Source organism: Saccharopolyspora gregorii (assembly GCF_024734405.1).
Lineage (GTDB): Bacteria > Actinomycetota > Actinomycetes > Mycobacteriales > Pseudonocardiaceae > Saccharopolyspora_C > Saccharopolyspora_C gregorii.
The window spans coordinates 1,347,175-1,368,989 of the sequence record NZ_CP059556.1; the positions used below are offsets into that span (position 1 = coordinate 1,347,175).

Below are 21,815 nucleotides of genomic sequence, written 5' to 3' on the forward strand. Positions count from 1 at the left end.
AGTCGGGACGGGGGTGGAACCGCCGCTGCTACTGTCTGCGTCGCACTGGTGATCAGCAGCCGCGACTAGGGGGTTCCCCGCGATGACCGCACCAGCACCGCCCCCCGCCCCGGGCGGGCCGAGCCAGACCATCACCGTCACCCCGGAGAACGTCCTGGCGGCTCGGCGGGTGATCGGGGAAGCGGCGTCGAGCGCCAGGGACCAGCTGGGTCGGATCAGGATGGATCTGCGAGTGCTTCCCGCTGCTTCCGACGAGGTCAGCGCGGCCGCCGCTCGGGTCTGGAACATGAACCTGCTCGGTAGCCCAGAGTCGCACTATGGACGCCTGTTGGAGTACATACGGGGCGTCGAGCAGCTCGGGGAGCAGCTCGAAGAGGTGGCCAGGCAGTACGGCATCGACGAAGAGGAGATCGCTGCTTCCTTCAAACAGGCGAAGGAGCGGTCGTGACCAAGCGAGCGATCAAGCGCGCGGTGCAGGTCGTTGTTCTTGCGAGTCTGCTGCCGGTTCTGATCGGTGGATGTGCGCTCAACGGATCCCAGCCCACGGGGCCGCAACAGGGGCAGGCCGCGCCCCCTCCGGAGCCTGGCCTGGATCTGCCGGAACGCCCTCGGGACCTCCCCGTCGCAGGACTGGGGGAGGCACAGATTTGCGAGCTCATCAAGCCGGAGCAGCTCGGTCAACTCGGAGTCGGGGGAGGTAACCCGGCACCGAAAGATGCCGAGCACGACTTTCCCGGATGCTCGTGGCTGAGTGAGCCGGGTGCGGCGTCGAGTATCGGCGTCCTCGTACTCATCGCGCCGATGAGCGTGCAAGATCTCCAAGCTCAATCGATGGACCCGTCCGGCGATACGGCGACGACTTATGAGTTGGCGGACGGGTTCGGTGCGGTCCAAACGCAGGTTCCTGGCGCGGAGCGCCTGGGATGTGTGGTCGATGTCGATGTCGCCGAGGGCAAGACGTTGGAAGCCGGGTTGTCCTGGCAAGGCGGAGCCGAGATGACCAACCAGGCCATGTGCGCCAAAGCCAAGCAAGCGGCGGAGTTCGCCGTGTCGAACCTGCAGGCGCAGGCCTGAGAGAGCGGAATCCAGGGGGCCGGTGTGGAGGATTTGAACCCGATCAGGAACCTGCGCTTCGAGGGTTTCGACATCCCGGAGCTGCTGGGGTGGATCGGCCGGATCAAGGACGGCCGGGGCACCGAGTCGATGGACCAGGCCGCGGCCGCGCTGCAGCAGTGCGCGCAGATCGTCACGGAGCTGGACGAGACGTTGCGCGTCGAGCTCGGCAAGCTGGAGATCGAGTGGACCGGCAACGCGGGCTCGATCGCGCAGGAGGCGACGAAGCAGCAGTCGGCGGTGATGCAGCAGTCGCAGGATCCGCTGGCGACCTCGGCGACGAGCGTGGAGGCGCAGGGTCGCGGCTACGAGTCGGCGAAGAACACGCTGCCGAACCAGTCGGAGATGCACAACGACAAGTCCGAGAACATCTTCGAGAAGGGCTTGGGCTACTTCGGCTACACCAGCGACTACGACGAAGAGGCCAAGAAGATCGACGGCCGCAAGCAGGTCGCGCAGCAGGCCCTGACGTCGTACCGGGACACCACGGTGGCGCAGGCGGAGAACTTCCAGCCGATGCCGGAGATGCGACCCGCGGCGGTGTCCGCGCAGTCGGCGACGGCGAGCGGCACCGCGGGCGGCGGGATCGGCGCGTTCGCCACGCCGGGTTCGGCCGGGTCGGTGCCGGGCGGCGTCGGCGGCGGCTCGGACCCGGGTGGCGGTGGCGCGATCGGCGGTCGGCCCGGTGGGAGCCCCGGCGGTAGCCCGGGCGGCGCGCCGGGTGGCCGCACGCCGGGCGGCCGCAGCGGCACCGACGAGGAACCGCACGACGGCGCGGACGGCGGCCCCGGTTCGCGGCCGCACCCCGACGAGGACGGCGGACCGGGCATCGGCCTGGGCGGCGTGCTCGGCATCGGTGCCGGTGGGGCGGCGGTCGCCGGGATCGGCGCGGTCGCGGCGAGCAAGATGCTCGGCGGCAAGGCCGGTGCGCCCGAGGGCAGCGTGCGCGGTGGTCCGGCGGGCGCCGGCAAGGGCAAGGGCGGTTCGCTGCGCGGCGGCTCGTCCGGCATCGGCGGCCCGGGGGACACCACGGCCGGGCGCACGGCCGGCGGCTCGGCGACGAGCAAGCCCGCACCGGGTTCGGTGATGGGCCCGGCGGCGACCCGGGGCCAGGGCAAGTCCGACGAGGACGCCGAGCACGAGAACAAGTACTACGAAGAGGAAACCCCGTTCGACGACAACCGCTTGGTGGCCCCGCCGGTGTTCGGCGCGGACCCCGAGCCGGACGCCGATGACCGGAAGAAGCAGGGTTGACGGTGCGTCCCGGAGCCGATGGCGAGCAGATCGTGCTGTCCGCGTTGGAGTTCGACGTGGCGTGCGAGTCGGAAGGGCTGACGGCGCGCAGGCACGCGGTGCTCACGGTGCCCAGCCCCGGAGCCACGCACACCGAGCGCGCCCGGCTGGTCGCGCAGGTGTGGGCGGATCTGCGGGCGCGGCGGCTCGCCGAACCCGGCACGGACCGCCTGGACGAGGACTTCGCGGACCTGCTGGTGCTGCTGGACCGGCCGCAGCTGTCGGTCGACCTGCGGATCTGGGCCCCGGACCGGTCGATCCGGGCGCTGGGCTCGGCGAACGGCGGCGCGGGACTGGTCACGGTCGTCGACGGTGACGTCGTCGAGTTCACGCCGGTGCGGGGGAGCTCGCTGCCCGAAGCCGTCGTGTCCGTCGCCGGGGACGGTCCGCCGGGCGGCGGGCGGCCGGTGAGCGTGCCGAACGACGTGCTGCTGGACGCGAGCGCCCGCGCGGGTCAGGACCTGCGGGTGTTCGAGGACGAGCTGCGCGGCCGCGGCGTGGTGGCCGACGACGCCGCGGTCCTGGCGCGGATGGCCGACGGGATGGGCATGCGCGGCCAGTTCGGCGTGGAGCACGTGCGGAGCCGGTCGGCCGCGCCGCGCCGCGCGGACCGCGTCGTCGGGTTCCACGACACACCGGACGGCCGCTACCTGCACAGCGTGCGGGCCAGCGGCGACGGCCGGTTGTGGAGCACGGTCGCGCCCTGCGACAACCAGCGGCTCGCGGAGTACGTGCGCGAGCTGGTCGCGGAGACCGTCGAGGACTGAGCCGGGCGCCCGGAACCGAGGTCTCCCGCAGGCCCCGGGAGACCTCGCTCGCGGACCCGCACCGCCTCCGAGCGGCCCCCGCCGGTTGCCGCACCCCCGCTCGGCACCAACGCTGGTCATCACGACCGCCGTCATCTAGCGTCTCGTCGGCCGAGCGGCGGAAGATCGACCCAGGAGGACGCACCGAGCATGAGCACCGCAGCCACACCCACCCCCGGGGCCGGACGCGGCGCCGTCGTCGGCGCCGCCACCATCGCCGCGCTCGGCGGACTGCTGTTCGGCTACGACACCGGCGTCATCTCCGCCGCGCTGCTCTACATCGCCCCCGCCTTCGGGCTCGGCGACGGCATGCAGGAGGTCGTCGTCGCCTCCCTGCTGCTCGGCGCGATCGCGGGCGCCCTCGGTGGTGGCCGCGTCGTCGACGGCTTCGGCCGCAAGCGCACCCTGCTGCTGGTGTCGGCCGTGTTCACCGCGGGCGCGCTGCTGTCGGCACTCGCGATGAACGTGACCGTGCTGATCGTGGCGCGCGTGGTGCTGGGCCTCGCCATCGGTGCCAGCTCCCTGGTGGTGCCCACCTACATCGCCGAGATCGCGCCGCCCGCGCTGCGCGGCCGCCTGGTGTCGATGAACCAGCTCATGATCACGATCGGGATCTTCGCGTCCTACCTGGTCGGCTACGCGTTCGCCGCCGGCGGCGGGTGGCGCTGGATGCTCGGGCTGGCCGCCGTGCCGTCGCTGCTGATGCTGTTCGGGCTGCTCGGGCTCGGCGAGAGCCCCCGCTGGCTGCTGTCCCGCGGCCGCACCGAGCAGGCCCGCGCCGCGCTGCTGCGCACCCGCACCCCGGAGGAGGCCGAAGCGGAGCTCGCCGAGATCGGCGAGACGATGCGGGAGGAGCGCCGGTTCACCTACCGCGACCTGTTCGGCCCGCGGCTGCGCCCGGCGGTGCTGCTCGGCGTCGCCGTCGCCGCCACCAACCAGCTCGTCGGCGTCAACGCCGTCATCTACTACGCGCCGACCATCCTCAAGCAGGCCGGGCTCGGTGACTCCGCGGCGATCCTGTCCTCGGTGGGCATCGGCGCCACCAACATGGTGTTCACCGCGATCGCCCTGCTGCTCATCGACCGGGTGGGCAGGCGTCCGCTGCTCATCGGCGGCACGAGCGTCGTCATCGTCGTGCTGTTCGGGCTCGGCGCGCTGTACCTGCTGCCGAGCGTGCAGGGGCTCGGGACGCTGCTGACGATCGGGCTGATGCTCTACGAGGCCGCGTTCGCCGCCAGCCTCGGGCTCGCCATCTGGTTGATCAACAGCGAGGTGTTCCCGACCGCGGTGCGCGGCAAGGCCTCCAGCATCGGGACCGTCACGCACTGGGGCCTGGACTTCGTCATCTCCATCTCGGTGCTCACCCTGATCAACGCGTTCACCGCGACCGGACTGTTCTGGATCTACGGAGTGCTCGGCATCATCGGCCTCACCTACCTCTACCGGAAGTTGCCGGAGACGAAGGGCCGCAGCCTGGAGGACATCGAGACCTCGCTGCGCGGGGAGGCCCGCGCATGAGCACCGTCGCGCTCGACGAACTCGTCCGCCGCGCCCGCGCGCTCGCCGCGGACGGCCCCCGGCGCGTCCTCGGCATCACCGGCGCGCCCGGCGCGGGCAAGGGCACCGTCGCCGACGCGGTGCTCGCCGAGCTCGGACCGGCGGCCGTGCTGGTGCCGATGGACGGCTTCCACCTCGCCGAGGCCGAACTGCGCAGGCTGGGCCGCCACGACCGGAAGGGTGCTCCGGACACGTTCGACGCCGCCGGGTACGTGGCGCTGCTTCGCCGGATCCGGGACCAAGGCGGCGAAACGGTGTACGCGCCCGAATTCCACCGCGAGGTCGAAGAATCGTACGCGGGTTCCATCGCGGTCCACCCGGAAACGCCGCTGGTGATCACCGAAGGCAATTACCTGCTGCTGGACTCACCACCGTGGGACGGGGTCCGGGAACTGCTCGACGAATCGTGGTTCCTCGCCCCGGACGACGGCGAACGCCTTTCCCGGCTCATCGCCCGGCACGTCCGCTACGGCCGTTCCCCGGCGGAGGCGCGGGACTGGGTGCTGCGCAGCGACGAGCGCAACGCCGACCTCGTGTCACCCACCCGGGCGCGGGCCGATCTGCTCGTCACCGGCGACCCGGCGTGAGCCTGTTTTGTCCCGTGGACAATTCGCCTACCTGCGCGGACATTGCTCCCGGCGGTCGCGGCCAATGATCGCTCGACGCGGCCCGCAGCGGCTGGCAACGTAGTCGGCACGGCAGCGGCGGACGACCTCCTGGGGGATCGCCCGCAGGCTGCCGGAGCGATCGCCGCACGTGGGGAACCGGCCGCGGAATTCCGCGACCGGTACGTCTGCGGCGATCACTCGAACCACCGGGAGAGGCGCGGACATGGGGAATCCGAGACCAACCCCTGGGGAATGCGGACGGCGGGTGCCTTCGTCCCGGAATCGCGGGCGGAGGCACCCCCTCCGGAATTGCTCAGGCGGAGCCCGGTGTCACGCGGATGTCGAAGAACACCGGGCGCAGCGCCTGATCGGGGAAGAACAGGTCGCCGTTCTCGTCGACCATCTTCCAGGCGATCTTGCACTGGCCGGTCTTCTCCCCGGCCACGACCGGAACGGTGATCCGCACCTGCTCGCCGGCCGGGGTGTCCCGGATCCACACGCGCTGCGGCGCGGTGCACTCGGCGTCTCCGATCCGCTCGCCGGTCTGCTCCAGGTAACGCCCGGTCCAGGGCACGCGGCCCACGTTCTTGATGTCCCAGGACTTCACGAAGCTCGTCCCCGCCGGGATCGGCGTCTCGTCCGGCACCGTTTCGCCCAGCATCACCGACGCGTCGCCCGGGATGGGGCGCTCCGGGCCGGACAGCAGGTACCAGCCGAGCGCGGCGGCCACCAGCACCACCGCGGCGCCGGTGCCGGCCAGGATCCAGCCGCGGCGGCGCGCCCGGTCGGGCCCGGACTCCGGGTCGGGTTCGGTGGCGGGAGGGTCGCGCCGCACCGCGGGTTCGGGTTCCGCCGCGGACGGCTGCTCCGCGGCGGAGCGGGCGTGCTCCCAGCGGCGGGACCACTCGCGGCGGACCGTCTCGGCGTCCTGCCCGAGCGCGCCGACCGCGAGGCTGCGCACGTACTCCCACGTCGTCTCCCAGGACGGCAGGTCCTGCCCACGCGCGGCCGAGGACAGCGCCGACTTCGACGCGGCGGCCCCGAAATCGGCGCGCATCCGGTCGTACGACGGGTCGCCTGCGGATTCCTTGAGCTCGCACAACCGGTAGGCGAACGCGGCGACCGGGCCGTCGGCCGGGTCGGGACGCAGCTGCTTGCGCCCCCGCTTGCCACCGGCAGCGGGGGTCGCCTCTGATTCGCTCATCGTGGGTGCCTCGTGGAGGTGGGTTCATGCGCGCGAGCAGCCGCGTGCGGCTCGCCCGGCCGGAGCGGTCGGCGCGGCGCGTTCGGGGACGTGAACTCCGTGTCTAGCACGGCCCGGCCGACGCCTTCCGCCGCAGTGCGCGGGAATGCACCGTTCGACCGCCGATGCCGGGCGAACGGTGCAACCGCCCCGCCCGAACGGCCGGGACCGGTCAGCCGGTCACGTCCGCCGAGGAGGTGGCCGAGGTCGTCGGCTCCTCCGCGGAGCTGCTGCGGGTGGTCGGTTCCTCGGTGCGCGAGGCGGACGGACCGGAGGAGCCGCTGGACTCCGTCGGCGGTTGCGTCGTGGGCTCCGAGGTGTCCGGCGGAGACGTCGGCGGGCTCGTCGTGGTGGGCGGCGGCTCCGGCTCCGACGTGGTCGGTGGCGGCGGAGGCGGCGGCTTCGGGGTGCCGGTGTCCGGCGGAACCCAGGTCGGGCGCGGCGGTGGCGGCGGTGCGGAACCGTCGTCCGGCGGCTGCGAGGTGCTCGCGGAGGTCTCGCCGGTCTCCTCCACCTCGCTCGACGCGGTGTCGGCGGGGGAGGTGCCCGGCGGCGGGGGCGGTGCCAGCTGAGGTGGTCCCACCGGCCGCGGCACCCCCGGGTAGCCCGTGGTGGTCAGCAGCGTCGTCCCGCTCGGCGAGACCGCGGGGAACTGCTCGGCGGCTTCGCGCTGCTGGTCACCGACGACGACGGCCGCGGAGGCGGCGAAACCGGTGGCCACGACCACTCCGGTCGTCGCCCACAGGGCGAGTCTTCGCGACCGCGTCCCGGTCGGTTCCCCGGCCTGCGCGGCGGGGTCAGGTGCTAAAGGGTCCATCGTGTCCCACTCGTTCAGTCCCGACGGCACGGGCCGGCGCACCCGTACCGCTGCTACCGGCGGCGTCCGGTTCGGGCGGAAGTCGACGTTCCGGACGTAGCGCGTGGATCTCGCGACACGGTAGCCGCCTGGGCAAGCCCCGTTCGGGCCGGGTTCCGCGCTCGCAGTCGATCATCCGGGCCGTGCGCTGGTGGTTCCCCGCGAGAATCCACCGTGGGCACACCTTCGGGTGACGTGCGGTCGCGGAGCGTGCGGGGTGCGGTCGGCTCGGCCCCGCGCGGCGGGCATCATGCGAGGTGTGAGCGATCTCGACGACACCTCCGCGACCACCGAGCAGGCCCGGCTGACGGCTTGGGTGCACGGCCACGTGCACGGCGTCGGGTTCCGCTGGTGGACCCGGGCCCGCGCCCTCGAACTCGGCCTGGTCGGCAGCGCCACGAACCTGCCCGCCCGCCGCGTCGAAGTGGTCGCCGAAGGCCCGCGGGACGCCTGCGAGCGGCTGCTGGCGGCGCTGCGCTCCGGCGGGACCCCCGGCGAGGTCGAGCACGTCGCCGAGCAGTGGTCCGAGCCGAAGGGCGACCGCTCGGGCTTCGTCGAACGCTGACCCGCCCCGCCCGGCCCGGTTCCGCCGGTGGTGAACATCGCGGCGGGTAGGCTCTGCCGAACGCCGCACGCAGGCAGCACTCGCGGAAAGGTCGATCGCAGCCGTGCACTTGAAGAGCCTGACGCTCAAGGGGTTCAAGTCCTTCGCCTCGGCCACCACGCTGCGCTTCGAACCGGGCATCACCTGCGTGGTCGGGCCCAACGGCTCCGGCAAGTCGAACGTGCTGGACGCGCTGCGCTGGGTGATGGGCGAGCAGGGCGCCAAGGACCTGCGCGGCGGCAAGATGGAGGACGTCATCTTCGCCGGCACCTCCGGCCGCGCGCCGCTGGGCCGCGCTGAGGTCACGCTCACCATCGACAACTCCGACGGCGCGCTGCCCATCGAGTACACCGAGGTGTCGATCACGCGCCGGATGTACCGGGACGGCGCCAGCGAGTACGAGATCAACGGCAACAGCTGCCGCCTGATGGACGTGCAGGAGCTGCTGTCGGACTCCGGCATCGGCCGCGAGATGCACGTCATCGTCGGCCAAGGCCAGCTCGCCTCCATCCTGCAGGCCAAGCCGGACGAGCACCGCAGGCTCGTCGAAGAGGCCGCGGGCGTGCTCAAGCACCGCAAGCGCAAGGAGAAGGCGCTCCGCAAGCTCGACGCGATGCAGGCCAACCTGACCCGGCTCACCGACCTCACCGGGGAGCTGCGCCGCCAGCTCAAGCCGCTCGGCAAGCAGGCCGAGATCGCCCGCAAGGCGCAGACCGTGCAGGCCGACCTGCGCGACGCCCGGCTGCGGCTCATCGCCGACGATCTGCTGTCCTCCCGCGCCGAGCTGGCCCGCGACCAGGCCGACCAGGAGGAGGCGAAGGCCAAGCGCGCCGAGGTCGAGCGCGGCCTCCAGTTCGCCCAGTCCGAGGAGAAGGGGCTGGAGGAGAAGGTCGCCGCCGACGCGCCGCGGCTCCACCGCGCCCAGGACACCTGGTACCGGCTGTCCGCGCTGGAGGAGCGGCTGCACGGCACGCTGCGGCTCGCCGCGGAACGGCACAAGCACCTCACCGCGCAGAACACCGAGCAGCGCACCGGCCGCGATCCCGACCAGCTCGACGCCGAAGCCGAAGAGGCCGCCGAGCAGGAGATCGAGCTCCGCGAGGAGGTCGAGACGGCCCGCGAGGTCCTCGCCGAGGTGGTGCGCCGCCGCGCCGAGTTGGAGGACCGGCTCAAGGAGGCCGAGCGCGAGCACATGGCCGCGGTCCGCGCCATCGCCGACCGCCGCGAAGGCGTCGCCCGGCTCTCCGGCCAGGTCGAGTCGATGCGCAGCAAGGCGAGCGCCACCTCCGACGAGCTGGAGCGGCTGAACGTCTCGCTCGCCGAATCCCAGGAGCGCGCCGAGGTCGCGGAGACCGCGTTCGCCGACGCCGAAGCGGAGAGCGGCGGCCAGGAGTCCGATGATGCGGGGCTTCCGGAGCGCCAGGCGAACGCGGCCGCGGCCCGGGACGCCGCTCGCTCCCGGGTGGAAGAGCTGGTCAAGGCCGAACGCGCCGCCGAACGCGAGATCGCGTCCTGGCAGGCCAGGGTCGAGGCGCTGTCGATGGGCCTGAACCGCAAGGACGGCGCGGGCGCGCTGCTCGGCGCGGGGGAGAAGGTGCCGGGCCTGCTCGGTTCGGTGGCGGCGCTGCTGACCGTGGACACCGGTGCGGAAGCGGCGCTGGCCGCGGCGCTCGGCGCCGTCGCGGACGCCGTGGCCGTGTCCGGGGTGGACGATGCGGTGCGCGCCCTGGAACTGCTCAAGTCCGACGCCGCGGGCAAGGCCGGGGTGCTCGTCGGCGGCACGGCCGAACCGGACCGCACCGGCTGGCCGCAGCTGCCCGTGGGGGCGGCCTGGGCGGTGGACCTGGTGCGCGCCCCGGACGGGCTGCGCGCGGCGGTGACCACGGCGCTGGATCGGATGGCCGTGGTCGACGACCTGCCCGCCGCCCGCGACCTGGTGCGGCGGTACCCGGAAGTGCGGGCGGTGACCCGCGACGGCGACGTGCTCGGCGGGCACTGGGCCACCGGCGGCTCCGACGACGGGCAGAGCGTCATCGAGGTGCAGGCCGCCGTCGCCGAAGCGGAGCAGGAGCTGGCCGCCGCGCAGCGCCGCCAGGAGCAGCACTCGGCGGCGCTGGAGGGCGCCCGCGCCGAGGAGGAATCCCGCCGCGACGAGGTCCGCGCCGTGCAGGAGCAGATCAACGAGGCGAAGGTCGCCGCGGCCCGCAGCTCCGAACGCGTCTCCAGCCTCCGCAAGGCCGCCCAGTCCGCGGCGGCCGAGGTGGAGCGGGTCCGCCAGCAGCGCGCCAAGGTCGAGCAGTCCCGCGAGCAGGCGCTGGCCTCGCTGGCGGAGCTGGAGGAGCGCCTCGCCGCGGTCAAGGACGAGCAGGAGGAGCAGGCCGAACCGGACACGGAGCTGCGCGACCGGCTCGGCGGCGAGCTCGGCACCCTGCGCCAGGAGGAGATGGACGCCCGCCTCGGCCAGCGCACCGCGGAGGAACGCGCCCGCGCCGTGCAGGGCCGCGCCGACCAGCTGCGCCGCGCCGCCCGGCAGGAGCGCGAGGCCCGCGCCCGCGCCGAAGCGGCCCGCCAGGCCAGGGAGCGCGGCGCCCGCGTCGCGAAGGCCGTCGTGGACGGTGCCGAAGCCGCGCTGGAACGGATCGCGGTGTCGCTGCGGGCGGCCACCGAGGAGCGCGACACCGCGCAGGCGTTGCAGAGCGAGCACGAGCAGGCGCTGGGCGCGGTGCGCGCGCGGGTGCGGGAGCTCAGCGGCGAGCTGGAGAAGCTCACCGACGCGGTCCACCGCGACGAGGTGGTGCGCGCCGAGCAGCGGCTGCGGATCGAACAGCTCGAATCGAAGATCATCGAAGATTTCGGTATCGGCCTCGACGACCTCGCCGAGGAGTACGGCCCCACCGTCCCGGTCCCGCCGAGCCCCGCCGAGGTCGCCGAGTACGAGGCGGCGAAGGAGCGCGGCGAAGAGGTCACCATGCCGCCGTCGGTGCCCTACGACCGCGCGACCCAGGAACGCCGCGCCAAGCGCGCCGAGAAGGACCTGTCGCTGCTGGGCAAGGTCAACCCGCTGGCGCTGGAGGAGTACGCGGCACTGGAGGAGCGCTACCGCTTCCTGTCCACGCAGCTGGAGGACATCAAGTCCACCCGCCGCGACCTGCTGGACGTCGTGAAGGAAGTCGACGAGAAGATCCTGGAGGTCTTCCAGTCCGCGTTCCACGACGTCGCCGCCGAGTTCGAGAAGGTGTTCTCGGTGCTGTTCCCCGGCGGCGACGGAAAGCTGGTGCTCACCGACCCGGACGACATGCTCACCACCGGCATCGAGGTGGAAGCGCGGCCGCCCGGCAAGAAGGTCAAGCGGCTGTCGCTGCTGTCCGGCGGGGAGAAGTCGCTGACGGCGGTCGCCATGCTGGTGTCGATCTTCCGGGCGCGCCCGTCGCCGTTCTACGTGCTCGACGAGGTCGAGGCCGCGCTGGACGACACGAACCTGCGGCGGCTGATCATCCTGCTGGACCAGCTGCGCAGCACCTCGCAGCTGCTCATCATCACGCACCAGAAGCCGACGATGGAGATCGCCGACGCGCTCTACGGCGTGAGCATGCGCGGGGACGGGATCACCACGGTCATCTCGCAGCGGCTGCGCGGCGGGAAGGCCGGGAAGTCCGGCGAGGGGCCCGCGCCGGAGGCGGTGGCCGACGGGGCGGTGCCCGCGGACGCGGCGCCCACGTCGGCGCAGGAGGACCCGGCCGCCGCTGGAGCGCAGGACGCGGCTCCCGCTGGAGCGCAGGACGCGGCTCCGGCTGGAGCGCAGGAAGATCCGGCGCAGGAAGATCCGGCGCAGCAGGACCCGGCTCCCGAGCAGGACGCCGCCGCACCCGAGGACTCCGCCGGGAGCTGACCCCGCACGCCCGGTGATCTCGCAGCCGGTTCCCAGCCTCCTCGCAGCTCGCCGCTCTAACTTCGAACTCGTTCCGCGAACGAGACTGCGAAAGAGGGCGGCATGTCGGACCACCACGAAGGGCAGCGGGTCAGCAGGCGATCGATGTTCGCCGGCGTCGGCTCGATCGGCTTGGGCACGCTGTTGGCGGCCTGCGGCTCGCAGGCGGGCGGCAGCACCACCGTCACCACTTCCACCGGGGAGAGCCAGGCACTCACCCCGCAGACCGCCACCGACGCGTCGGACCTGTTCTCCGGCGTGAACACCTGCACGCTCACCCCGGACACCACGCAGGGGCCGTACTACTTCGACGCGGACAAGGTCCGCAGCGACATCCGGGAGGACCGGCAGGGCGTGCGGCTGCGGCTGGCGCTCAAGGTGCAGGACAGCGAGACCTGCGCGGCGCTGCCGAACGCGGTCGTGGAGATCTGGCACTGCGACGCGGCCGGGCTGTACTCGGGCGCCGAGTCCCAGTCCTCCGGCGGCGGCGGGGGCATGCCGCCGGGACCGCCGCCGGAGGACGGCGAGAAGCCGGGCGGTGGCGGACCCGGTGGCGGCGGCGGGGACCAGGACCTGGTGCCCACCGACGACAAGCGCTACCTGCGCGGCGCCCAGGTCAGCAACGCCGACGGCGTCGTCGAGTTCACCACCATCTGGCCCGGCTGGTACACCGGCCGCACGGTGCACGTCCACGTGATGGTGCACGTCAGCAACGAGCGGGTGCTGACCAGCCAGCTCATGTTCGACGAGCAGCTGAACTCGGCGGTGTTCGCGCGGGCCCCGTACAGCGAGCACACCGGGCGGGACACGTTCAACGACGGGGACAACATCTTCGAGGACTCGATGCTGCTGAAGGTGGTGCCGGAGGACGACGGCTACCTGGCGTCGATCGTGCTCTCCGCCGACTCCGACCAGGACGGCGCCTGACCAGCACCGGGATCCCGGTCCGACGATCAGCGATGATCGTTGATCACGCTTCAGCCACTAATAACAGCGAGCATTGCGCAGGACGACCGGCGGTGAACGGCTCACCCGCACCGCGAGCGGGCCGTTCACCTGCGGTTTCAGGCGGAGTCGGCGGTGGCCGCCACCTTCTCCGCTTCGGGCGGCGCCGGGTGCCGCAGCGACAGCAGGCCGCCGACCAGCAGCGTGACGATCACCCCGACGGGCGTGAACCACGGGAACGCCAGCGACGCCTCGCCGCCCTCGCCGTCCGGGAACGTCACGCCGAACGCCAGCACGAGCACCACGACCAGCGTCGCCACGAAGGCGATGATCGCGTCGCTCTGCCGCGCCCGCTTCACCAGCAGCCCCAGCAGGAAGGCGCCGAGCAGCGCGCCGTAGGTGTAGCTGGCGATGCTCAGCCCGATCTCCACGACGGGGTTGTCGGTGCTGCTGAACAGGGACGCGAACACCACGAACACCAGCGCCCAGATCAGCGTCCACACCTTGCCGAGCCGCAGCACGCTCGAATCGTCCGCTCCGCTGCCCCCGATCCGCCGGTACAGGTCGCTGACGGTGGAGGTGGACAGCGAGTTCAGCGAGGACGACAGGGTGCTCATCGCCGCGGCGAGGATGCCGGCGATCAGCAGCCCGGACACGCCGGGCGGCAGCTCGGTCACGATGAACCGGGGGAACAGCTCGTCGTCGCTGCCCATGCCCAACGACGCGGGATCGGCCCCCTGGTAGAAGGACCACAGCTGGGTGCCGATGAACAGGAACAGCGCGAACTGCACCGCCACCACGACCCCGCTGGTGATCAGGGCGAGCTGGCTGTCCCGCAGGTTCCGGCAGGACAGCAGCCGCTGCACCATCAGCTGGTCGGCGCCGTGCGAGGCCATCGCGAACACGGCGCCGCCGATCACCGCGGTGAAGAACGCGTACTGCTCGGTGACGATGGACGACCCGAAGTCGAACAGCTGGAACTTGCCGGCTTCCCAGGCGGTCGAGACCCAGTCCCCGGGCAGCTCGCCCGCGAGCACCACCGCGGCCAGCACCGCACCGGCCACGTAGACGAACATCTGGATCGCGTCGACCCACACGACGGCCTTGATCCCGCCGAGGTAGGTGTAGATCACGGTCAGCACCGACAGCGCGAGCACGATCTGCCAGTAGGAGACGCTGAGGCCGAACACCTCCAGCATCACCTTCACCGGGATCGCGGTGGCGAACAGCCGCAGCCCGTCCGCGAGCAGCCGGGTGATCAGGAAGGTCACCGACGCGGTGCCCTGCAACCCGGAGCCGAACCGCTGCCCGAGGAATTCGTAGGCGCTGACCAGGTTCCCGGCGTAGTACTTGGGCAGCAGCACGAACGCCACCACGACGCGGCCGATCAGGTACCCGATGGCCAGCTGGAGGTAGGTGAAGGTGCCGAGGTAGGCGACCGTCGGCACGCTGATCACGGTCAGCGTCGAGGTCTCGGTGGCGACGACGGAGAAGCATACCGCCCACCACGGCAGGGTCCGGCTGCCGACGAAGTACTCCTGCGAGCTGCGCTGCCTGCCGCTGAGCAGCAGGCCCAGCAGCGGCATCGCGACCAGGTACAGCCCGATCACGATGAGATCGATCGACCTCATTCGGCCTCCAGTGTCGTGGGGTGGGTGATGCGCAGGCTCCGCACCGGTCCGGCCGCGGGTTCGGGCAGGCGCAGCGGTCCGGTTCCGGGGGTGAGCGAGCCGAGCAGCCGGGGGCCGTCGGCGCCGGTCGTGCCGGGCACGTTGCCGGGCAGCCCGTTCCAGGTCAGCCAGCCCAGCAGCGCCGCGAGGTAACCCTCCTTGCCCGCGGCGGGCAACCCGAGGTCGTCGCTGACGTGCAGGTCCACCCCGGTGCCGAGCCTGCGCCGTAGCGCGGCCAGCAGCGCCGGGTTGCGCACCCCGCCGCCGGAGGCGACGACTTCGCGCGCGCGGTGGCGGTGGCAGGCGTCGGCGACGGTGGCGGCGGTGAGCTCGGTGAGCGTGGCGAGCAGGTCGGGCCCGCCCGGTTCGGTGCCGTCGAGGTCGGCGCCGTCGAGGTCGGTGCCGTGCAGGACCTCGTCGAGGTAGGCGGCGTTGAAGTGCTCCTTGCCGGTCGACTTCGGCGGCTCCGCCCGGTAGTAGCCGTCGGCGAGCAGCCGTTCGAGGAGCTCCGGCCGCACCCGCCCCGCGGCGGCGAGCCGTCCGTCGACGTCGCTGCCGGCCGCACCGCCGGTGACGCGGGCCGCCGCGGCGTCGAGCAGCGCGTTGCCGGGCCCGGTGTCGTAGGCGAGCGGTTCGGGGCCGCCGACGACGGTGATGTTGGCGATGCCGCCGATGTTGAGCGCGATGACCGGCCCCGGCCGGTCGGCGAGCCACAGCGCGTCGAGCACCCCGGCGAGCGGCGCGCCGTGCCCGCCCGCGGCGACGTCGCGGGCGCGCAGGTCGGCGATCACCGGCAACCCGGTGGCTTCGGCGATCCACGCGGCCCGGCCGAGCTGGGTGGTGCCGCGGGCCCGCCCGTCCTCCACCCAGTGGTAGAGCGTCTGGCCGAGCGAGGAGATCAGGTCGGCGCCGCCGAACTCGGCGAGGCCGTGCCGGGCGGCGGCGGCGAAGGCGCGGCCGACCTCGGTGTCGAGCACGCAGAACTCCCGCGCGTCCACGGCCGCCGGTGGCAGCGCGGCCTGCAGCCGTTCGCGCAGCGCGGGCGGGTAGGGGACCTCGGCGAACCCGAGCGGCCGCAGTTCGACGACCCCGTCGCCCGCGGTGCTCAGCTCGGCGGCGGCGACGTCGATGCCGTCCATCGATGTGCCGGAGAGCAGGCCGAGGACTCGCCATGAGGACATGCTCAGTGGTGTATTGCACCGAGCTGGGGGACGCAAGCGCCTTTCCGCCATTGTTGGTGAATCGCCCACCTTGGGGTTGTCCCGCTGCTGCTCCGGGCGGGTGCGAGGATGGGCGCCGTGTCCACCTCGAACCTGATCCTGGTCGTCGTTGTCGTCGCCGTCCTGCTGGTGCTGGCCGTGGTCGCCGGCATCGTGCTGGCGCGCAGGCGCCGCATCAGCCTGCGCGAGCAGGAGGCGGAGCGCCCGGCGGTGCAGGGCGGCGGGTACCAGGCGGGCGGCGGGTTCAGCTTCTCCAGCGGTGGGGCGACCGCCGCACCCGCGGAGGCGGAGCAGCCGGAGCACCCGGTCCGGGAACGTCCGGAGACCGAGGGCCAGCCCGGCGTGGGCGACGACGCCGCGGAACCGAGGGACAGCGCGCGCCGCGGCATCGTGGACGTGCCGCTGCCCGCCGAGGGCGAGGTCGAGGCCGAGACCGGCACGCCCCGCGAGCAGCCCGCCGACACCGACACCGGCACCGACACCGGCGCGTCCGAGACCGACGTCGACCGCGTCGAGGACGGCGCCGATGGCGGGGCGGTCGTCGCCGACGAGATCCCCGGCGGCGACTCGACCGGCACCGCGACCCCCGTGCCCGACCAAGACCGGGTGGAGACCCCGCCGGAACCGGCGCCCGCCGCGGAACCGGTCACCGAGGTCGAGGAGATCGAGCCGACCGCGGGCCGCTTGGAGCGGCTGCGCGGCAGGCTGTCCCGGTCCCGCTCCACGTTCGGCCAGGGCCTGCTGGGCCTGCTGGGCGCGGGCGACCTGGACGAGGACTCCTGGGAAGAGGTCGAGGACACGCTCCTGCTGGCCGATCTGGGCGCGGCCACCACGACCGAGATCGTGGAGCGGCTGCGCACCGAGATCGCCTCGCGCGGCGTGCGCACCCCCGACGAGGCGCGGGCGCTGCTGCGCGAGGTCCTCATCGACGCGCTGAGCACCGAGGCGCAGCGCTCGGTGCGCGCCCTGCCGCACGGCGACCCGGCCGACGGCGGCAAGCCCGCGGTGCTGCTGGTCGTCGGCGTCAACGGCACCGGCAAGACCACCACCACCGGCAAGCTGGCGCGGGTGCTGGTCGCCGACGGGCACCAGGTGCTGCTGGGTGCCGCCGACACGTTCCGCGCCGCCGCAGTCGAGCAGCTCGCCACCTGGGGCGAGCGGGTCGGCGCCGAGGTGGTGCGCGGCAACGAGGGCCAGGACCCGGCGAGCGTCGCGTTCGAATCGGTCTCCCGCGCCACCGACAGCGGCGTGGACGCGGTGCTGATCGACACCGCGGGCCGGTTGCACACCAAGACCGGGCTGATGGACGAGCTCGGCAAGGTCAAGCGGGTGGTGGAGAAGCGCGCCCAGGTCGACGAGGTGCTGCTGGTGCTGGACGCCACCACCGGGCAGAACGGGCTGGTGCAGGCCCGGGTGTTCTCCGAGGTCGTGGACGTGACGGGCATCGTGCTCACCAAGCTGGACGGCACCGCGAAGGGCGGCATCGTCTTCCAGGTGCAGCGCGAGCTGGGCGTTCCGGTCAAGCTCGTCGGCCTCGGCGAAGGCCCGGACGACCTGGCTCCCTTCGAGCCCGCCGCCTTCGTCGACGCCCTCCTCGGCTGACCGGTCCCGAACCCCCGGAACCGGTTGCCCGCGCTCGGTGCCGATGAGGTGCGTCCGAGCACCCCGCCGCCGTCCTGCGCCGCGGTCGCGCCTGCGGAACCGCGCCCCGACTGGGCGTTCGGCTACTGGCCGGACGGGTATCCGGAGCGGCTCCGGTTCGCCGCGGGCGAATGGGAGCACCTGGTCGGCGTGCTGCACGAGCTCTCGGCGGAAGGCGACGCGCTGATCGACGGTCTCGTGCGGGACAACCGGGGAGAGGTGTTCGACCGGATTCGCGGGTACTGGGAGACGAAGTCCCAGCTGTGCGGGACCGCGCAGATCTTCCCCGCCGTCACGGCGACCACCACCCTGCTCGCCCAGTCGTGCCGCGAACTGGCGAAGGGCGTCCAGCGAGCGCAGCAGGGCATGCGCACGCTCGCCGAACAGCGTGCAGATGACCGGTTCCTCGACGTCCTGGCCACGGCCCTGGGCTACCTACCGGGTCCCTGGGCGAAAGCGGCGTCCGCCGCCGTGGACGTCGGGGAGTACTTCGCGGTGCTCGCGATCGTGGAACGGATCAAGAGCAACTACGACGCCGACCGGGAAGTCGCCGTCGCACGCCTCGCCGACAGCGGCGCCGCCGCCCGGTTGCGGGAATGGGCGGGCTCGGACACCGAGATCGGTTCCGAGAGCCGGGTCTACTCCCAGGTGGACGCGGGGCTCGAACAGCGGCTGGGAGACGCGCCGTACGACGGCTGGGCCGCGGTGGACGAACCGCACCCCGACCCGGCTTCGGTGCACATCACGGCGGCGCGGGAGGCGCACGTCCTGGGCGGGGACCGCACGGGCGGCGGGCATCTCGCGGGCACGGGTGCTCCGGGCAAGACCGAATTCCCGGCGGAATGGGACCGGGAATTGATCTTGAACAATGCGCGCAGCGTGGGGCGGAATCCGGATCAGCCGCCGTTGAGGACCCAGAGCGGCCGATGGGAGGTGGAAGGTGTGCGGGACGGCGTGTTGATCAAGGTCGTGTTGGCGCCGGATGGCGGTATCGTGACCACCTATCCGCTGGGAGGGCCAGGGACCCAGCAGAATCCGCGTTAGGAACCCATGCACGAGTCGGAGTTCATGGATCGGGTCGACGATCTGCTCGGCAACCTGCTGAATCGGCTTGTGCCGAGGTCGGTGTCGTTCTTGACCGGTGCGGCACGGGCGGGCGAGCACGGACTGGTCTTGGACGAACTGACGGCAGAGATCCGTGGTCGGCACATCCCGCTGTCCCCCGAAGAGGCCGCTGAGCTGCGGGAACTGCTGTACTACTTCGAGCTCCCGGTGGACGCGCTGGACTCGATCAACGATCGGGACGCCGTCCTGGCCTCGTTGAACGTGGTGCGCGCGAAGTGATCCCGGCGGCCGGATCTCGGCTCGGCGCGTGACCTGGTGGTGACCGGGGAACGTCGCCGTAACACGAGGGCCCGGACAGTTCACGGCGGGGAAACGAGCGGACGGATCGCCTGAAACAGGCATTCCCCAGGATGCGCCCAACCGGTTCGCACGGGGAGGCGACGTGAATTCAGGCGATACCGCATGGGTGCTGATCAGCGCCGCGCTGGTGCTGCTCATGACACCAGGGCTGGCTTTCTTCTACGGCGGCATGGTGCGCGCCCGCGGCGTGCTCAACATGATCATGATGAGTCTGGGCGCGATGGGCGTCGTCGGCGTCCTGTGGGTGCTGTTCGGGTACTCGGCCGCGTTTGGCAGGGACCTCGGCGGGCTCGGGCTGCTCGGTGACCCGGTGCAGTTCTTCGGGCTCGACGGGCTGCTCGGCGAGGACCAGCTGTCCGGGACGATCCCGACGCTGGCGTTCGCCGGTTTCCAGGCCATGTTCGCGATCCTGACGGTCGCGCTGATCTCCGGCGCCATCGCCGACCGGGCCCGCTTCGGGCCGTGGCTGCTGTTCGCGGGGCTGTGGGCGACCGTCGTGTACTTCCCGGTGGCGCACTGGGTGTTCGCGTTCGACGAGACCGACGATGCGGGGAACGCGACCGCGGTCGGCGGCTGGATCGCGAACCGGCTCGCCGCCATCGACTTCGCGGGCGGTACCGCGGTGCACATCAACGCCGGTGCGGCCGCGTTGGCCCTGGCGCTGGTGCTCGGCAAGCGGGCGGGCTGGCCGAAGGGCACCGGGAAGCCGCACAGCCTGCCGTTCGTGGTGCTCGGCGCCGGGCTGCTCTGGTTCGGCTGGTTCGGCTTCAACGCCGGTTCCGCGTTGGCCGCCGACAACTCGGCGGCGGTGGTGCTGGTGAACACGCTGGTGGCGACGTGCGCGGCGATGCTGGCCTGGCTGCTGGTGGAGCGGGTGCGCGACGGTCACGCCACCACGCTCGGCGCGGCCTCCGGCATCATCGCCGGTCTCGTGGCGATCACCCCGGCCTGCTCGTCGGTGACGCCGCTGGGCGCGATCGCGGTCGGCGGGATCACCGGCGCGGTGTGCGCGCTGGCTCTGAGCCTGAAGTACCGGTTCGGCTTCGACGACTCGCTCGACGTGGTCGGCGTGCACCTGGTCGGCGGCCTGGTCGGCACCCTGCTGGTCGGGTTCTTCGCCTCCGGTTCGGCGCCCGCCGGGGTGAACGGGCTGCTCTACGGCGGTGGCTTCGACCAGCTGTGGCGACAGGCGGTGGGCGCGGTGGTCGTGTTCGCCTACTCGTTCGCGCTGAGCCTGCTGCTGGCCTGGATCGTCAAGGCCACCGTCGGTTTCCGGCTGAGCCCGGAGGACGAGGCCGAAGGCGTCGACGAGACCGAGCACGCCGAATCCGCGTACCACTTCGGCGACGGTCGTTCCGCGCGCCGCCCGGCGGTGCGCACCGACGGCGCCGACCGCGAGCTGGAGGGCAGCAACGCATGAAGCTGGTGACCGCGATCGTCCAGCCCAGCAGGCTGGATGCGCTCAAGGACGCGCTGGGGAGGCTGGGCGTGCTCGGCATGACCGTCAGCGACGTCCAGGGATACGGCAGGCAGCAGGGCCACACCGAGGTGTACCGCGGCGCCGAGTACGCGGTGGACTTCGTGGAGAAGGTCCGGGTCGAGGTCGTCGTGGACGACGTGGCGGTGGGTGAGGTCGTCGACGGGATCGTGCGCGCCGCCCGCACCGGCAAGGTCGGCGACGGCAAGGTCTGGGTCACCGCGGTGGATTCCGTGGTGCGGGTCCGGACGGGGGAGACCGGGGTGGCGGCGATCTGACACCGGGCGGTTCCGGCCATCGGCCGGAGGGCTGCCGAGGAGCCGGGTGTGGACCAGCAGGTCCGCGCCCGGCTCCTCGTCGTCGGTCCCCCGGTGGAGTTGCGTAGCTCTACTCAGCGGCACCGCGGGCTCTCACGGTCTTGCGGGGCCCCCGGCCACGGCAGACTTCAGCGCGTGCCGGGGCCGAGCCGGAGACCCGCCCGCACCGGGGGTCGGACGGGATCGGGCGGGGGCGGTCCGGGCGCAGACCTGGGGGAGCCGGAACACCGGGGGAACCGCGCCGGAGTACCGGGGCGCTGAGGTCTGGGGATGTGGGCCGGGTCGGGGGACCCGGCCCACCTGAGGAGGAAGAAGGGGGCGGGATCCCGGGAGCCGGTGGGGGCCGGGAGGAGCGGGATCCCGACGGGTGGGGGTGGGAGGGGACTGGGGAAGGGGAATCCGGGGTGGCCCGCACGAGGGGTGGGGCCACCCCGGATTCCCGCGTCCGCCCGCGCGCTCGGCGCAAGATCCGTTTCGCGTAGCCTGGGGACGTCGTGGACATTTCGGACGAGTCCGCCGTGGACGGCGGCCCAGCCCCCGCCCTGCGCGCCCCTCGCCGCGCGCTCGTCGTCCTGGCCGGGCTGCCCGGCGCGGGCAAGAGCACCGCGCTGCACAAGCTGGTCGCACCGCCGGGCACGGTGGTGCTGGACTCCGAGCAGGTCCGGGCCCGCCTCAAGGCGCTGCTGCCCGACGCCGTCCCGTACCGCTGGTACCGGCCGCTGGTGCACGCGGTGCACCGCTCGCGCATCGCCTGGTACTGCCTGCGCTCCCGCGGCCGCGTCGTCGCGCACGAACCCTCCACCCGCGCCACCACCCGGCTGATGCTGGTGCTGTTCGCGCTGCTCAGCGGGCGGCGGCGGATCCTGGTGTGGCTGCACGTCGGACCGGAGGAGGCGTTGGCCGGGCAGCACGCCCGCGGCAGGCTCATCCGGGGTCACGCGTTCCAGCTGCACGTGCACCGGGCGCACCGGATGCACCGGGCGCTGCTGTCCGGGCGCGCGCCGCGCGGCTGGCAGGAGGTGCACCTCTACACGCGCGCCGACGTGACCGGTGGGCTGCGCCTGCTCGGCCCCCGCTGACCTGGCGGCGAGGTGAGATTCGTCCCGATAGCA

General features: G+C 72.7%; 19 protein-coding genes. 16 read left to right on the plus strand and 3 right to left on the minus strand.

Going from position 1 to position 21,815, the window contains the following annotated elements; translation table 11 throughout:
- The first annotated feature begins 82 nt into the window (after positions 1 to 82).
- The 6 genes from H1226_RS05845 to H1226_RS05870 all read left to right on the plus strand — a co-directional run bounded on the left by H1226_RS05845 (position 83) and on the right by H1226_RS05870 (position 5,356).
- Positions 83 to 448, plus strand: coding sequence for a PE domain-containing protein (locus H1226_RS05845; RefSeq protein WP_258347719.1), 366 nt, complete (start codon positions 83 to 85; stop codon positions 446 to 448).
- Positions 445 to 1,074, plus strand: a complete 630-nt coding sequence (locus tag H1226_RS05850) for a DUF3558 domain-containing protein (protein WP_258347721.1) — start codon at positions 445 to 447, stop codon at positions 1,072 to 1,074. Before H1226_RS05845 ends, H1226_RS05850 begins: the two co-directional genes overlap by 4 nt.
- A gap of 24 nt (positions 1,075 to 1,098) precedes the next feature.
- The gene (locus H1226_RS05855; protein ID WP_258347723.1) at positions 1,099 to 2,367 is read left to right on the plus strand and encodes a PPE domain-containing protein; all 1,269 of its coding nucleotides are present in this window, start codon (positions 1,099 to 1,101) and stop codon (positions 2,365 to 2,367) included.
- Positions 2,368 to 2,369: 2 nt separating this feature from the next.
- Entirely contained in the window at positions 2,370 to 3,173 is an 804-nt protein-coding gene (locus tag H1226_RS05860) for an ESX secretion-associated protein EspG (protein ID WP_224958789.1), read from the plus strand.
- 189 nt (positions 3,174 to 3,362) lie between these two features.
- The gene (locus tag H1226_RS05865) at positions 3,363 to 4,730 is read left to right on the plus strand and encodes a sugar porter family MFS transporter (RefSeq protein ID WP_258347725.1); all 1,368 of its coding nucleotides are present in this window, start codon (positions 3,363 to 3,365) and stop codon (positions 4,728 to 4,730) included.
- A complete protein-coding gene (locus H1226_RS05870) occupies positions 4,727 to 5,356 on the plus strand; it encodes a nucleoside/nucleotide kinase family protein (RefSeq protein ID WP_258347727.1) in 630 nt (209 codons plus the stop codon). Before H1226_RS05865 ends, H1226_RS05870 begins: the two co-directional genes overlap by 4 nt.
- A gap of 334 nt (positions 5,357 to 5,690) precedes the next feature.
- On the opposite strand, the gene H1226_RS05875 is transcribed toward H1226_RS05870, so the two are convergent.
- Positions 5,691 to 6,581: an NBR1-Ig-like domain-containing protein gene (locus H1226_RS05875; protein WP_258347728.1), complete on the minus strand. Its 891-nt coding sequence runs from the start codon at positions 6,579 to 6,581 to the stop codon at positions 5,691 to 5,693.
- A gap of 236 nt (positions 6,582 to 6,817) precedes the next feature.
- Here H1226_RS05875 and H1226_RS05880 point away from each other — a divergent pair, with 236 nt between their 5' ends.
- The 4 genes from H1226_RS05880 (at position 6,818) to H1226_RS05895 (ending at position 12,935) form a co-directional block, all read left to right on the plus strand.
- Positions 6,818 to 7,192, plus strand: a complete 375-nt coding sequence (locus tag H1226_RS05880; protein WP_258347729.1) for a hypothetical protein — start codon at positions 6,818 to 6,820, stop codon at positions 7,190 to 7,192.
- A 534-nt stretch (positions 7,193 to 7,726) separates the two neighbouring features.
- Positions 7,727 to 8,041 (plus strand): acylphosphatase, encoded by a 315-nt coding sequence (locus H1226_RS05885; RefSeq protein ID WP_258347731.1) that lies wholly within the window; start codon positions 7,727 to 7,729, stop codon positions 8,039 to 8,041.
- A 103-nt stretch (positions 8,042 to 8,144) separates the two neighbouring features.
- Positions 8,145 to 11,969, plus strand: coding sequence for a chromosome segregation protein SMC (smc, locus tag H1226_RS05890; RefSeq protein WP_258347733.1), 3,825 nt, complete (start codon positions 8,145 to 8,147; stop codon positions 11,967 to 11,969).
- A gap of 102 nt (positions 11,970 to 12,071) precedes the next feature.
- Positions 12,072 to 12,935, plus strand: coding sequence for a peptidase associated/transthyretin-like domain-containing protein (locus H1226_RS05895; RefSeq protein ID WP_258347734.1), 864 nt, complete (start codon positions 12,072 to 12,074; stop codon positions 12,933 to 12,935).
- A gap of 137 nt (positions 12,936 to 13,072) precedes the next feature.
- Here H1226_RS05895 and H1226_RS05900 read toward each other — a convergent pair whose 3' ends face one another.
- Both H1226_RS05900 and H1226_RS05905 read right to left on the minus strand, forming a co-directional pair.
- Entirely contained in the window at positions 13,073 to 14,584 is a 1,512-nt protein-coding gene (locus tag H1226_RS05900; RefSeq protein ID WP_258347736.1) for a sodium:solute symporter, read from the minus strand.
- Positions 14,581 to 15,804, minus strand: coding sequence for an anhydro-N-acetylmuramic acid kinase (locus H1226_RS05905; protein WP_258347738.1), 1,224 nt, complete (start codon positions 15,802 to 15,804; stop codon positions 14,581 to 14,583). Before H1226_RS05905 ends, H1226_RS05900 begins: the two co-directional genes overlap by 4 nt.
- A 117-nt stretch (positions 15,805 to 15,921) precedes the next feature.
- On the opposite strand from H1226_RS05905, the gene ftsY reads away from it, so the two are divergent.
- The 6 genes from ftsY (at position 15,922) to H1226_RS05935 (ending at position 21,782) form a co-directional block, all read left to right on the plus strand.
- The gene (ftsY, locus tag H1226_RS05910) at positions 15,922 to 17,445 is read left to right on the plus strand and encodes a signal recognition particle-docking protein FtsY (RefSeq protein ID WP_373690018.1); all 1,524 of its coding nucleotides are present in this window, start codon (positions 15,922 to 15,924) and stop codon (positions 17,443 to 17,445) included.
- A 189-nt stretch (positions 17,446 to 17,634) separates the two neighbouring features.
- Entirely contained in the window at positions 17,635 to 18,528 is an 894-nt protein-coding gene (locus H1226_RS05915; RefSeq protein WP_258347742.1) for an EndoU domain-containing protein, read from the plus strand.
- 6 nt (positions 18,529 to 18,534) lie between these two features.
- Entirely contained in the window at positions 18,535 to 18,828 is a 294-nt protein-coding gene (locus H1226_RS05920) for a hypothetical protein (protein WP_258347744.1), read from the plus strand.
- 163 nt (positions 18,829 to 18,991) lie between these two features.
- On the plus strand, positions 18,992 to 20,329 hold the full coding sequence (locus H1226_RS05925; RefSeq protein WP_258347747.1) for an ammonium transporter: 1,338 nt from the start codon (positions 18,992 to 18,994) through the stop codon (positions 20,327 to 20,329).
- Positions 20,326 to 20,664, plus strand: a complete 339-nt coding sequence (locus tag H1226_RS05930) for a P-II family nitrogen regulator (RefSeq protein ID WP_224958787.1) — start codon at positions 20,326 to 20,328, stop codon at positions 20,662 to 20,664. The genes H1226_RS05925 and H1226_RS05930 overlap by 4 nt, the downstream gene beginning before the upstream one ends.
- A gap of 533 nt (positions 20,665 to 21,197) precedes the next feature.
- Positions 21,198 to 21,782 (plus strand): AAA family ATPase, encoded by a 585-nt coding sequence (locus H1226_RS05935; protein WP_309148781.1) that lies wholly within the window; start codon positions 21,198 to 21,200, stop codon positions 21,780 to 21,782.
- Positions 21,783 to 21,815: the final 33 nt, after the last annotated feature.